The organism is Pseudomonas rubra, assembly GCF_028656935.1.
Taxonomy (GTDB): Bacteria; Pseudomonadota; Gammaproteobacteria; order Pseudomonadales; family Pseudomonadaceae; genus Aquipseudomonas; species Aquipseudomonas rubra.
Genome location: NZ_JAMDGZ010000040.1, coordinates 55,636 through 67,975 on the forward strand (window position 1 = coordinate 55,636; position 12,340 = coordinate 67,975).

The 12,340-nt window shown below is 59.9% G+C and carries 11 protein-coding genes; 3 read left to right on the forward strand and 8 right to left on the reverse strand.

Features of this window, described 5'->3' with window-relative positions:
• The 3 genes from M5G17_RS18100 to coxB are packed head-to-tail and all read right to left on the reverse strand — an operon-like array spanning position 1 to position 3,365.
• The gene (locus tag M5G17_RS18100; protein WP_130262188.1) at positions 1-570 is read right to left on the reverse strand and encodes a cytochrome c oxidase assembly protein; all 570 of its coding nucleotides are present in this window, start codon (positions 568-570) and stop codon (positions 1-3) included.
• Positions 571-595: 25 nt separating this feature from the next.
• Positions 596-2,185: a cytochrome c oxidase subunit I gene (gene ctaD / locus M5G17_RS18105; RefSeq protein WP_273894289.1), complete on the reverse strand. Its 1,590-nt coding sequence runs from the start codon at positions 2,183-2,185 to the stop codon at positions 596-598.
• Between the two features lie 52 nt (positions 2,186-2,237).
• Positions 2,238-3,365 (reverse strand): cytochrome c oxidase subunit II, encoded by a 1,128-nt coding sequence (coxB, locus tag M5G17_RS18110; protein WP_273894290.1) that lies wholly within the window; start codon positions 3,363-3,365, stop codon positions 2,238-2,240.
• A gap of 368 nt (positions 3,366-3,733) precedes the next feature.
• Here coxB and M5G17_RS18115 point away from each other — a divergent pair, with 368 nt between their 5' ends.
• A complete protein-coding gene (locus M5G17_RS18115; protein ID WP_273894291.1) occupies positions 3,734-4,381 on the forward strand; it encodes a hypothetical protein in 648 nt (215 codons plus the stop codon).
• Positions 4,382-4,471: 90 nt separating this feature from the next.
• Here the strand turns inward: M5G17_RS18115 and M5G17_RS18120 are convergent, their stop codons facing one another.
• The 5 genes from M5G17_RS18120 to prlC form a co-directional block, all read right to left on the reverse strand.
• Positions 4,472-5,191, reverse strand: a complete 720-nt coding sequence (locus M5G17_RS18120; RefSeq protein WP_273894292.1) for a carbonic anhydrase — start codon at positions 5,189-5,191, stop codon at positions 4,472-4,474.
• A gap of 245 nt (positions 5,192-5,436) precedes the next feature.
• Positions 5,437-6,498, reverse strand: a complete 1,062-nt coding sequence (locus M5G17_RS18125; RefSeq protein WP_273894293.1) for a PA0069 family radical SAM protein — start codon at positions 6,496-6,498, stop codon at positions 5,437-5,439.
• 50 nt (positions 6,499-6,548) lie between these two features.
• Positions 6,549-8,522 (reverse strand): M3 family metallopeptidase, encoded by a 1,974-nt coding sequence (locus tag M5G17_RS18130; RefSeq protein ID WP_273894294.1) that lies wholly within the window; start codon positions 8,520-8,522, stop codon positions 6,549-6,551.
• A gap of 116 nt (positions 8,523-8,638) precedes the next feature.
• Entirely contained in the window at positions 8,639-8,923 is a 285-nt protein-coding gene (locus M5G17_RS18135; RefSeq protein WP_273894295.1) for a YheV family putative zinc ribbon protein, read from the reverse strand.
• A complete protein-coding gene (prlC, locus tag M5G17_RS18140) occupies positions 8,920-10,971 on the reverse strand; it encodes an oligopeptidase A (protein WP_273894296.1) in 2,052 nt (683 codons plus the stop codon). Before prlC ends, M5G17_RS18135 begins: the two co-directional genes overlap by 4 nt.
• A gap of 91 nt (positions 10,972-11,062) precedes the next feature.
• Between prlC and M5G17_RS18145 the strand changes: the two genes are divergently transcribed.
• Both M5G17_RS18145 and M5G17_RS18150 read left to right on the forward strand, forming a co-directional pair.
• On the forward strand, positions 11,063-11,611 hold the full coding sequence (locus tag M5G17_RS18145; RefSeq protein ID WP_273894297.1) for a gamma carbonic anhydrase family protein: 549 nt from the start codon (positions 11,063-11,065) through the stop codon (positions 11,609-11,611).
• Positions 11,612-11,640: 29 nt separating this feature from the next.
• Positions 11,641-12,291, forward strand: coding sequence for an HAD family hydrolase (locus M5G17_RS18150; RefSeq protein WP_273894298.1), 651 nt, complete (start codon positions 11,641-11,643; stop codon positions 12,289-12,291).
• The last annotated feature ends 49 nt before the right edge of the window (positions 12,292-12,340 follow it).

The following is a 12,340-nucleotide window of genomic DNA, read 5'->3' on the forward strand; positions in this document are numbered from 1 at the left end:
TTATCGGGCGCCCTGTGCAACCGGGTCCGCCAAGTGTGCAACCGGCGGGTGGCGAGCGGTGATGTCGAACAGCGTGTAAGCCAGCGTCAGGTGTTTCACATCTTTGGGCAGGTCGCGGTCAACAATAAATCGCACCGGCATTTCGATGCGCTCGCCCGGCTGCAGCACCTGCTGGGTAAAGCAGAAGCATTCGGTCTTGTGGAAATACGCCGCCGCCTCGGCCGGAGTGATGCTGGGGATGGCCTGGGCGCTCATGGGTTTGTCAGTCGGATTGCGGGCAATGAAAACCATCTGGTTGACCGCCCCCGGATTGACGTCGATCTGGTCGGCGGTGGAATAGAAGTCCCAGACCATGTCGCTGGCGTTGGTCGACATGAACTGCACCTTCACCGTGCGGTTCATGTCACTGACCTGGGTGCCTTCATACTGCCCGCCAGTCTTGCCGTTGATGCCAAAGGCTTTGCACATCACATCGTAGATCGGCACCAGGGCAAAGCCGAAGGCGAACATCACCACGGTCAGCAGCATCAGCCGCCACACCAGGCGCTTGAGCGAGGTCCCTTCACTCATGGCTGTATCCTCAGGCCTGAGCCGTTCATTTCACTTCCGGTGGTGTCTGGAAGGTGTGATAAGGCGCCGGTGATGGCACCGACCACTCCAGCCCTTCGGCGCCATCCCAGGGCTTGGCCGGCGCCGGGGCGCCACCGCGAATGCACTTGATGACGATGAACAGGAAGAAGATCTGCGTGGCGCCGAAGGTAAAGGCGCCAATCGACGAGATCATGTTGAAGTCGGCGAACTGCAGGTTGTAGTCCGGAATCCTGCGCGGCATGCCCGCCAGCCCCACGAAGTGCATGGGGAAAAAGGCCATGTTCATGCCAATGAACGACAACCAGAAGTGCAGCTTGCCCAGGGTTTCGTCGTACATATGCCCGGTCCACTTCGGCAGCCAGTAATAGGCCGAGGCAAAGATGCCGAAGATCGCCCCGGGCACCAGCACATAGTGGAAGTGGGCAACCACGAAGTAGGTGTCGTGGTACTGGAAATCCGCCGGGGCGATGGCCAGCATCAGCCCGGAGAAACCGCCGATGGTGAACAGGATGACGAAAGCGATGGCGAACAGCATCGGCGTTTCGAAGGTCAGCGAGCCTTCCCACATGGTGCTGACCCAGTTGAACACCTTCACCCCGGTCGGCACCGCAATCAGCATGGTGGCGTACATGAAGAACAGCTCGCCAACCACCGGAATGCCGACCACGAACATGTGGTGAGCCCAGACGATGAACGACAGGAAGGCAATCGCCCCGGTGGCGTAGACCATCGAGGTATAGCCAAACAACGGCTTGCGCGAGAACGCCGGGATGATCGAACTGACCGCGCCGAACGCCGGCAGGATCATGATGTACACCTCGGGGTGACCGAAGAACCAGAACACATGCTGGAACAATACCGGGTCACCACCGCCGGCAGCGCTGAAGAAGCTGGTACCGAAGTGGATATCCATCAGCATCATGGTCACCACACCCGCCAGTACCGGCATTACCGCGATCAGCAAGAAAGCGGTGATCAGCCAGGTCCAGACGAACAACGGCATCTTCATCAGGGTCATGCCCGGGGCACGCAGGTTGAGGATGGTGGCGATGACGTTGATCGCGCCCATGATCGAACTGATACCCATGAGATGAATGGCGAAGATAAAGAAGGTCACGCTTTCCGGCGCGTAGGTGGTCGACAGCGGGGCGTAGAAGGTCCAGCCGAAGTTCGGCCCGCCGCCCGGCATGAACAGGGTTGATACCAATAGCAGGAAAGCGGCGGGCAACAGCCAGAAGCTGAAGTTGTTCATCCGTGGCAGAGCCATGTCCGGCGCGCCGACCATCAGCGGGATCATCCAGTTGGCCAGGCCGACGAAGGCCGGCATCACCGCACCGAACACCATCACCAGGCCATGCATGGTGGTCATCTGGTTGAAGAACTCCGGCTGGACGATCTGCAGGCCGGGCTGGAACAGCTCGGCGCGGATGACCATCGCGAACGAGCCGCCCAGCAGGAACATCATGAAACTGAACCACAGGTACATGGTGCCGATGTCTTTGTGGTTGGTGGTCAGCACCCAGCGCATCAGGCCCTTGGCCGGCCCGTGGGCGTGCTCATGACCTTGGCTGTGGTCGTCGATCACTGCGCTCATGTCCTGTCTCCTGCAGTCCGGTGGCCGGTGCGCGAGTACGCCTCACCCCGGCTCATTTGCTTTCAGCCTGTTTGATCGCCAGTACATCTTTTGGCGTGACCATGTCGCCTTTGTTGTTGCCCCAGGCATTACGTTCATAGGTCACGACGGCGGCGATATCGACTTCCGAGAGCTGCTTGCCGAAGGCGGCCATGGCCGTGCCCGGCTTGCCGTGGAAAACGATGCTCAGGTGGTCTGCCTTCGGCCCGGTGGCGATTTTCGAGCCCTTGAGCGCCGGGAACATCGGCGGCAGACCCTGGCCTTCGGCCTGGTGACAGGCCACGCAGGTGGTGTGATAGACCTTGTCGCCGCGCTCGACCAGTTCTTGCAGGGTCCATTCCTTGCTGGTCAGTTCCTTGAGCTTGGCCGCTTCGGCCTTGCGTTCGCCAAGCCAGGTGTCGTAGTCGGCCTTGGACTTGACCTCGACCACCACCGGCATGAAACCGTGGTCCTTGCCGCACAGCTCGGTGCACTGGCCGCGGTAGATGCCGGGCTTCTCGACCCGGGTCCAGGCTTCGTTGACGAAGCCTGGGATGGCATCACGCTTGACCGCAAAGGCCGGTACCCACCAGGAATGGATAACGTCTGCGGCAGTCACCAGAAAGCGCACCTTGGCACCTACCGGCAGCACCAGCGGCTGATCGACTTCGAGCAGGTAGTGCTCGTCCTTGGTTGCTTTGTTGTGGATCTGATCGGCGGGGGTGGCCAGGTTGCTGAAGAATTCGACGTCCTGGCCCAGGTACTTGTAATGCCATTTCCACTGATAACCGGTGACCTGGATATCGACGTCAGACTCGCTGGCATCGTAGATATCGATCAGGGTCTTGGTCGCCGGGATGGCCATGGCCACCAGGATCAGGAACGGCACCACCGTCCACATGATTTCGACCCAGGTATGCTCGTGAAAATGCGCAGGCTGCTGGCCGGTGGAACGACGGTGAATGATCATCGACCAGAACATCGCGCCAAAGACCACCAGGCCGATGATCACGCAGATCCAGAAAATGGTCATGTGCAGGTCGAACACTGCGTTGCTGACTTCAGTCGCCCCTGGCGCCATGTTAACGGTCCAGGCGGCGTGCGCCTGACCGAATACCGACCACAACAGGAGGCCCATCCAGACATGTGGATGTCGCATCATTGCGGGTTCCCCTTATCGTTCTTGTTATCCCGGAGGCGTGGACCTACGGCTAAGGGTACGGCGGCCAAGACTGCGAACTTCGACGACCGAGCCCCTGCGAACTGCAGTCGGGCCTCATCAGCGAATCACTTTCAAACCGGAGTATAGACAGCGGCCCTCGCCTGGCAATGCGCGCAGGGAAAACATCGGCAGAAGTTGAACGTTTGCGCGCAAAGCCGCGAATTACCTGGCCTGGGGCACAATGATGGCACTTCGATATAATCGACGAATATTAATTTATTAATGGTTATGCAAAATGCGTCTTAGCCATTTTTGTATCCGAGCTACCTTATGTCTTCCGTTTGTCACGCCTTTACCCTGGAGTTGTCATGAACATCGCCGCTTTGCGCGAGCAGATCACCCGTGCCCGTCAACATGAGACCGAAACCGGCCAACTCAAAGAGCAACTCGAAAAACAGCTGCCTCACCTGCATCCCTCCATTCATCTCCCAGAAGCCGACGCCAATGGCGCCCTGGCCCGCTTTGTCGGCGCTTACATCGATCAAGTTCCTGAGCTGCTGGAAGCGGCCAACGACGTTGCCCGCGAAGCAGGCATCGAATCGCAGATCAAACCGGTATTGAAAATCGCCGAGCAATACTTCCTGCAACCGCCCGCAATCACCTCTACCCACCTGGGTCTGGGCTGCCTGCTGGACGAGGCGTACCTGGCCCATCGACTGGTGGAAGAAGTTAACGATCTGTACATCAAGCACTTCAATCAGCCCCTGATCCCGCTGGACACCACCGTGGCCAACCTGATCGCCCACCAGTTGATCGGCGAGGCGTTCGCCAACCAGCTGGATGAAGTCGTGCACCACTCGGTGGACGAGATGCTCAATGATGAGAGTTTCGCCCTGGAATCGGTCGAACAGTACCGCGATAAACTCAGCAGCCCGGATACCGGCGCCGCCTGGAAGCGCTGGCCGTGCCTGTCGCGGCAGTTGGGTGTGGGGCTGGAGCTGGATCAGACTGCTTGAAATGTATCGCGGGGCAAGTCGGGTCGCCGCATCGCCCCGCGATGAATCACCTCAAGCCCCCCAGCCGTCGTGCGGGGGAGTCAGGGACGCTTAGTAGCGTCCTTTCGGCGTTGCACAGGGGATCGGCTGGCCTTTAGCAAGGGGCAGGAAGCTATCGCTTGCGGCGTCATAGGCCTCGATCTGGCTGGTTTCGATGTCATAGATCCAGCCGTGGATGTACAGCTGGCCGGCCGCCAGGCGCGAGGCCACCGACGGGTGGGTGCGCAGGTGGTGCAACTGGGCGATGACGTTTTCCTTGGTCAACACCTGCATGCTTTCATGCTCGCTGCCACAGGAGCAATTGTCTTCGACCACTGTGCGGGCGACCTCGGCATGGCGCAGCCAGGCCTTGACCGTCGGCATCTTCTCCAGGCTCTGCGGGTTGAGTACCGCGCGCATGGCGCCGCAGTCGGAGTGACCGCAAACGATGATGTGGTGTACGCCCAGGGCCAACACAGCGTATTCGATGGCGGTGGAGACGCCGCCGTTCATCTGCCCATAGGGTGGCACGACGTTACCGACGTTGCGGGTCACGAACAGGTCGCCTGGGGAGCTCTGGGTAATCAGCTCGGGCACGATGCGTGAGTCGGCACAGGTGATGAACATCGCCCGGGGCGTTTGTGCGGTGGCGAGTTTCTTGAACAGCTCCTGCTGCTCGGGAAAAACGTCATGATGGAACCGCAGAAAGCCGTCGACGATATGCTTCAGGGCGGCATCGGCGCTCTCGGCAGGGGCTTGCGGGGCGGCCTTGGATGGGTCCTTGACGGGCATGATTCATCCTCTTTGACGGTTTTAGGTTAAGTCCATTTTACCGGGTTGATGATTCAAACAGCGCATGACATTGGGATGAACTGCGCGCGCCAAGAATCACATCAGTTATTGGCTGAATTCCTACGCCACTCGGCGAAACTAACTAAAACTAAATTGCGAGGCTCTAGTACGGGCGTTACAGACACCCAAAGAGTTGCCAAAATAATATCAAAAAAACATTAGCGGCCAATGCCAAGCATCGAAAGTCAGAGCAGTGACAGCTGCCCGCCGGGCGGGCAGAACGCACTGCAATCAAGCGCATAGCCTTCACGCAGGTTCAACCCCAGGCGACGGATCGCCTTGCTAAAGCGCTGCGCCAGCAACTCGGCGAACACCCCTTCGCCACGCATACGCGCCCCGAAGCGGCTGTCGTACAGCTCACCGCCACGGCTCTGGCGGACCAGGCTCAGCACATGACTGGCCCGTTGCGGATAGTGGTCCTGCAACCATTGCTCGAACAGCGGCGCCACTTCAAGTGGCAGGCGCAGCATCATGTAGGCTGCACTGAGCGCACCATTGGCCCTGGCGGCTTCGAGCAGGTGTTCCAGCTCACTGTCGTTGATCATCGGGATCATCGGCGAACACAACACACCTACCGGAACGCCGGCTTCAGTCAGCACGCGAATCGCACGCAAGCGTGCCTTGGGCGCCGCTGCCAGCGGCTCCAGGGTGCGCTTGAGTTCATCGTCCAGGGTGGTCAGGCTGATCATCACGCTGACCAGGCGCTGGCGGGCCAGCTCGGCGAGCAGGTCCAGGTCACGCAGGATCAACGAGCCCTTGGTGACGATGGTTACCGGATGACGATAGCGCAGCAGCACTTCTAGTAGCCGACGGGTCAGCCGCTGCTCGCGCTCGATGGGTTGGTAAGGATCCGTATTGGAGCCCAGGTTGATCGGCGCGCAGACATAACCAGGCTTGCTCAACTGCTGCTCGAGCACTGCAGCGGCGTTGGTCTTGGCGATCAGCTTGGTTTCGAAATCCAGCCCCGGCGACAGGTCCCAATAAGCATGGCTGGGGCGCGCATAGCAGTAGATGCAGCCATGTTCGCAGCCGCGATAAGGGTTGATCGAACGATCGAAAGGCAGGTCGGGCGAGTTGTTGCGGGTGATGATGCTCTTGGCGGTTTCAATGCGCACCTCAGTGCCCTGAGTCAGCGGCACTTCCCGGTACCAGCCATCGTCCTCGGCGACCGAGCGGTTGGGGGCAAAGCGATTATGCGGGTTGCTGGCGGTGCCACGCCCACGTATCGGTGCTTGAGGAGTAGGCATGTAAACAACCCCGAATACTGTTTTTATATACAGTACACGGAGTACCTTTGTCATTCCACTACCGCTGAGCGCTCAAGGAACGCCTGAACGGACGCGGACATCGATCGCAACGCGCCCGGCGCCAGTAGCTCCTCGCGCATGGCCTGTCCCAGGCGTGGATTGAAAACGCCCTTGGCCTTGAATCTGGCGAACACCTCAGTGGCCTTCACTTCTGCCCACAAGTAGCAGTAGTAGCCCGCTTCATAGCCGGTGACCATGTAATCGAAACCATTGCTAAAGCGGTCATTCATGGCCAGCGGCAGCACCTGGGTTCGCACATAAACATCCTCCGTCACTTGTTGGATGCTGCGTTGATCCGGGTAACCTCTGTGCAGTTCGAAATCGAGCAGAGCGCGCTTGAGTTCCTCGGCAACCTCCAGGCCCCGCTGCGTTTCACGCGCCGCCAACCATTGCCGAACATCACCGAGCGAGGCGCTCGACGCATTCACGCGATGCCTTGAAAAAGACTGCAAGCACTCGGCTGACCAGCACCACTGCTCCAGCAATTTGGCAATGAACTCCGAGAGGTCGTGGCCCAGGTCGCGAATGCTGTTCAAGCGTCGGTGGCTGTTGCTCATCAGTACCTGCTGGAGGCAATGATGGAACTCGTGGAACAACTTGCGCAGGTCCAGATGACCCAGTTGGGCCTTACCTGAGTCATAAGTGGCAAACAACACCGCGATCGGCAGTGAAAGGTTGGCATCCGCGTCCACATGCCGGTTGCGAACGGCGTGCGCCCAAGGGTAGCCCGGCTTGCCAGGGCGGGCGTAAACATCCAGGTAGATATGCCCGAGTACCTCACCAGCTTCGGTAACTCTCAACACCTGAACCTGAGGGTCCCAGACGGGGGCATCAATCCGGGTGATCGACAGGTCATACAGCTGCTCGACCAGGCCAATCAGCCCGTTCACCGCCGAGTCGAAGGAAAAGTATTCACTCAGTACCTGATCCGGATCGACGCCATCCATCAGGCGCATCTTTTGCGCATAGAACTCGTAATCCCAAGGCTGCAGCTCACCACAGCCCTGGCGTTTGGCGAAGGCCCTCAACTCACTGGCCTCACGCTCAAGCCGCGGCATGCTGAGGGCGATCTGGGTGTTCAAGAACCCTTCGACTTCTGTGCTCGACTGCGCAGCCTTGGTCTGCAGGCTCAACTCGATAAAACCGCTGAAACCCAGCAGTTGATCCTTTTCGTGGCGCAACCGCAGCAATGCCTGCAACACCGGCTGGTTGTCGAGCTGGCTTTGCCCTGCGACCTGATCGGATGCCCGAGTCAAATAGGCCAGGTACATCGTTTCACGCAGTTCACGGTTATTGCCATAGCGCAGGATCACGCCGCAGGTCGATTCATCCAGGGTAAGCAGCCAGCCGCTGAGGCCACTGGCTTGTGCCTTGTTTTGCATGACCTGCAAGTCCGTAGCCGGTACACCGGCCAACTCGTGCTCTTGCGTGATGTGTTTGCTCCACTGCTCTGCAGCAACAGCGAGATTGTCCTGAAAGCGTGCCTCCAGGCCAACAATCGCCGTGACCTGATCCATGAACTGTTGACGCTCCGAGGCTGCAACATTGGCCCCCTCAAGACGAAAATCCCGAAGGATCCGGGCCAGTACTGCACGTTGTTCAGCAGTAAAGTCAGTGCTATCGAGGCGCTGGTAGGCGCTGAGCAGTGCAATGTTCTGATATTTCTGCGCGCGATAGGCCCGGTATTGCCCATGACACTCATCGACCGCAGCGCCCCATTCGTCATCGGTGAACGCCAACGGCACCAGTGCGTAAAAGACATCTTCCAGACGCTGGTCCAGTGCCTCAATGGCCAATACCAGGCCACTCCAGGTCGGTGAGTCGGCCTCACGCTCAACGATCTGCGCCAAGGCCGCGTGATTGTCCTCGACGATTTGCTCGATCGCCGGTTGCAGGTCTTCTATGCGTACTTGGGTGTAGGGGAATAGATCGAAGGGTTGCAAAAGCGGGTTGGGGCGGGGCATGAGTTGTTCCTGACGGCAGTTGGACAAGACCAACAACCTACCGTCAGGACGAACTCACGCTGAGCTGGATAACTACCGCAGCGTGCCTCCCGAATCTGCTACCGGGAGGCGCCACGTCAGTCTTGGGCCGCGGGCTTTTTCAGCTTGGGGTTGGGGAAGAACTGCACCGTCTGCACCGAAGCGGCAGCCGGTTTCACCTCAACCTTGTTGACCCGCGTACCGAGTTCCTTGGGCACCGACAACCCCTGCTCATTGAGGGTGTCGGAAAACCCACAAGCCACGCACTCACGGTGCGGAACGCTATCTTCGCTCCACATCATCAGCTTGTCCGGCTCGCTGCACGCCGGGCATACCGCCCCGGCGATAAAGCGTTTTTTCGTGATTACAGGCCCATCACTCATGCCGCCACTTCCTCACTCAAGCCACTATGGCGCAAGAGTGCATCGATTGACGGCTCACGGCCACGGAAGTCGACGAACAGCAGCATCGGCTCCTGAGAGCCGCCACGGGCCAGGATCGCTTCGCGGAACGCGCGACCGGTCTGGGCATTGAGCACGCCTTCTTCCTCAAAGCGCGAGAAAGCATCGGCCGACAGCACTTCAGCCCACTTGTAGCTGTAATAACCGGCGGCATAACCACCGGCGAATATGTGCGCGAAGCTGTTGGGGAAGCGGTTGTACGCCGGTGGACGCATGACCGAGACCTCGTCGCGAATGCCTTCGAGCACTTGCAATACGCTGCGGCCGTCGCCGTGGCTGGCATGCAGTTCGAAGTCGAACAACGAAAACTCCAGTTGGCGAACCATCATCAGCCCGGACTGGAAGTTCTTCGCCGCGAGCATCTTCTCAAGCAAGTCCTGAGGCAGCGGCGCGCCGGTTTCATAGTGAGCGGAAATCAGCGCAAGGCCTTCAGGCTCCCAGCACCAGTTTTCCATGAACTGGCTCGGCAGCTCGACCGCATCCCAGGCTACGCCATTGATACCGGACACACCGGCATGCTCGATACGGGTGAGCAAGTGATGCAGGCCATGACCGAACTCATGGAACAGGGTGGTGACTTCGTCGTGGGTGAGCAGCGCCGGCTTGCCCGGGGCGGCCGGGGTGAAGTTGCACACGAGGTTGGCCACCGGGCTCTGCAACTGGCCGTCAACGGTCAGGCGACGGTCGCGGGCGCCGTCCATCCAGGCACCACCACGCTTGTTGGCGCGGGCATAGAGGTCGAAGAAGAAACGCCCAACGTGCTGGCCGTTCTCCTTGATTTCGAACAGGCGCACGTCCGGATGCCAGCTGTCGAAGCTCTTGAGCTCGGCAATCTCGATGCCGTACAGGCGCTGGACAATGGTGAACAGGCCGGTCAGGACATTGTCGATCGGGAAGTAGGCGCGCAGGGTTTCCTGGGAGACGCTGTAGCGTTGTTCGCGGAGTTTTTCACCGTAGAAGCCGCTGTCCCAGCTCTGCAGGTCCGGGCAACCCTGCTCGGCGGCGTAAGCCTTGAGCTGGGCAAGATCCTGGACGGCAAACGGCTTGCTGCGCTTGGCCAGGTCACGCAGAAAGCTCAGCACCTGGTCGCTGGACTCAGCCATCTTGGTCGCCAGGCTCAGTTCGGCAAAGTTGGCGTAACCGAGCAGACCAGCCAGTTCCTGACGCAGGTCGAGGATTTCGCCCATGACCGGGCCGTTGTCGAACTGGCCGGCATTCGGCCCCTGATCGGAGGCACGGGTGCAGTAGGCGGCGTAGATTTCTTCACGCAGGGCGCGGTCTTGGGCGTAGGTCATCACCGCGTAGTAGCTGGGGAACTCCAGGCTGATCAGCCAGCCGTCGAGGCCCTTGGCCTGGGCGGCGGCAGCCATCTGCGCCTTGGCCGAATCGGTCAGGCCGGCCAGCGCCGCTTCGTCGCTGACATGCTTGGTCCAGGCCTGGGTCGCATCGAGCAGTTGGTTGGAGAAACGGCTGCCCAGTTCGCTGAGCTTGCTCTGAACTTCGCCATACCGCTGTTGCTTATCGGCCGGCAGGTCGATGCCCGACAGGCGGAAGTCACGCAGGGCGTGTTCCAGAATAGTCTTTTGCGCCACATCGAAACCGGCGGCTTCGGGGCTGGCGCTCAACGCTTCATAAGCCTGGAACAGCTCGCGGTTCTGGCCCATTTCGGTGGCATAGGCGCTCAACGCCGGCAGGCATGCCTCATAGGCTTCGCGCAGTTCGGCGCTGTTGCACACGGCGTTGAGGTGGCTGACCGGGCTCCAGGCGGCGCCCAGGCGGTCGTTGAGTTCGTCCATGGCCAGGACCAGGCCCGCCCAGCTTGGGGTTTTGCCCTGAGCCTTGAGGATGTCGGCAATGGCGGTACGGTTGTCGGCCAGGATCTGTTCAATCGCCGGCTGCACATGCTCGGCACGGATCGCCGAGAACGGCGGCAAGTCATAAGACTGCAGAAGCGGGTTGTTTGCACTCACGGTTAAACACCTTGGCAGAAGAAACACTTCCCCATCTTAATTACAATCGACGCCGACCGCAGCCCTATCCATACCAAAGAGAATTCCTATCATGGCCATCCGCAGCTTTCACAATCACACACCCAAGCTTGGTGACCGGACCTTTGTCGACCGTAGCGCCGTGGTCCTGGGTGATGTCGAGATCGGCGCGGACAGCTCGGTGTGGCCATTGACGGTGATCCGCGGCGATATGCACCGCATCCGCATCGGTGCGCGCACCAGCGTGCAGGACGGCAGCGTACTGCACATCACCCATGCCGGGCCGTTCAACCCGGATGGTTTCCCGCTGCTGATCGGCGATGAGGTAACCATTGGTCACAAAGTCATGCTCCACGGCTGCACCTTGGGCAACCGCATCCTGGTCGGCATGGGCAGCACCCTGATGGATGGCGCCGTTGTTGAAGACGAAGTGATCATCGGCGCTGGCAGCCTGGTACCGCCGGGCAAGCGCCTGGAAAGCGGCTTTCTCTACGTCGGCAGCCCGGTCAAACAGGCCCGCGCCCTGACCGAGAAGGAGCGCGCGTTCTTTTCCTACAGTGCCGGCAACTACGTCAAACTCAAGGACCAGCACCTGGCCGCCGGCTATCACCTGCCTGAGTGAAGCTGCCCACAGCCCTATTCGAGACTGCCATGCACCAGCAAAACATCCTCTTCGACCTTGACGGTACCCTGACCGATCCGCGCCAGGGCATCACCCGTTCAATCCAGTACGCACTGGCCAAACTCGGCATCGACGAGCCGGACCTCACGCGCCTGGAACACTTCATCGGCCCACCGCTGCTGCAAGCCTTCATGCAGTTCTATGACTTCGATGAAGCCAAGGCCTGGGACGCGGTTAATTTCTATCGCGAGCGCTTCAAGGTCACCGGTCTGTACGAAAACCAGGTGTTCGACGGTGTCACCCAGATGCTCGAAACCCTGCAAGGGCAGGGGCGTACGCTGTACATCGCCACCTCCAAACCCTGGGAATTTGCCCGCGAGATCGCCCGTCATTTCGATTTCGCCCGGCACTTCAAGGTGATCTACGGCAGTGAGCTGGACGGCACGCGCACCAACAAGGTCGAGCTGATCCGTCATCTGATGACAGAAGAAGCCCTGAACCCGGCGCACACGCTGATGATCGGTGATCGCAAGCACGACCTGATCGGAGCGCGTAGCAATGGCCTGGAAGCAGTGGCGGTGGGCTATGGCTTTGGCAGCCAGGAAGAACTTACCGCCGAGCAGCCGGCGTATCACTTTGCGACATTGGCTGAGCTGCATCAGGCGTTTCAGCGCGGCTGAGGGCCCTATCGCGGGGCAAGCCCGCTCCTACTGTGGGAGATTCTATGGT

Bases quoted from the DNA above. Each gene is read 5' to 3' on its own strand.
- M5G17_RS18100 (WP_130262188.1), bottom strand. From the start codon at position 570: ATGAGTGAAGGGACCTCGCTCAAGCGCCTGGTGTGGCGGCTGATGCTG.
- ctaD (WP_273894289.1), bottom strand. From the start codon at position 2,185: ATGAGCGCAGTGATCGACGACCACAGCCAAGGTCATGAGCACGCCCAC.
- coxB (WP_273894290.1), bottom strand. From the start codon at position 3,365: ATGATGCGACATCCACATGTCTGGATGGGCCTCCTGTTGTGGTCGGTA.
- M5G17_RS18115 (WP_273894291.1), top strand. From the start codon at position 3,734: ATGAACATCGCCGCTTTGCGCGAGCAGATCACCCGTGCCCGTCAACAT.
- M5G17_RS18120 (WP_273894292.1), bottom strand. From the start codon at position 5,191: ATGCCCGTCAAGGACCCATCCAAGGCCGCCCCGCAAGCCCCTGCCGAG.
- M5G17_RS18125 (WP_273894293.1), bottom strand. From the start codon at position 6,498: ATGCCTACTCCTCAAGCACCGATACGTGGGCGTGGCACCGCCAGCAAC.
- M5G17_RS18130 (WP_273894294.1), bottom strand. From the start codon at position 8,522: ATGCCCCGCCCCAACCCGCTTTTGCAACCCTTCGATCTATTCCCCTAC.
- M5G17_RS18135 (WP_273894295.1), bottom strand. From the start codon at position 8,923: ATGAGTGATGGGCCTGTAATCACGAAAAAACGCTTTATCGCCGGGGCG.
- M5G17_RS18145 (WP_273894297.1), top strand. From the start codon at position 11,063: ATGGCCATCCGCAGCTTTCACAATCACACACCCAAGCTTGGTGACCGG.
- M5G17_RS18150 (WP_273894298.1), top strand. From the start codon at position 11,641: ATGCACCAGCAAAACATCCTCTTCGACCTTGACGGTACCCTGACCGAT.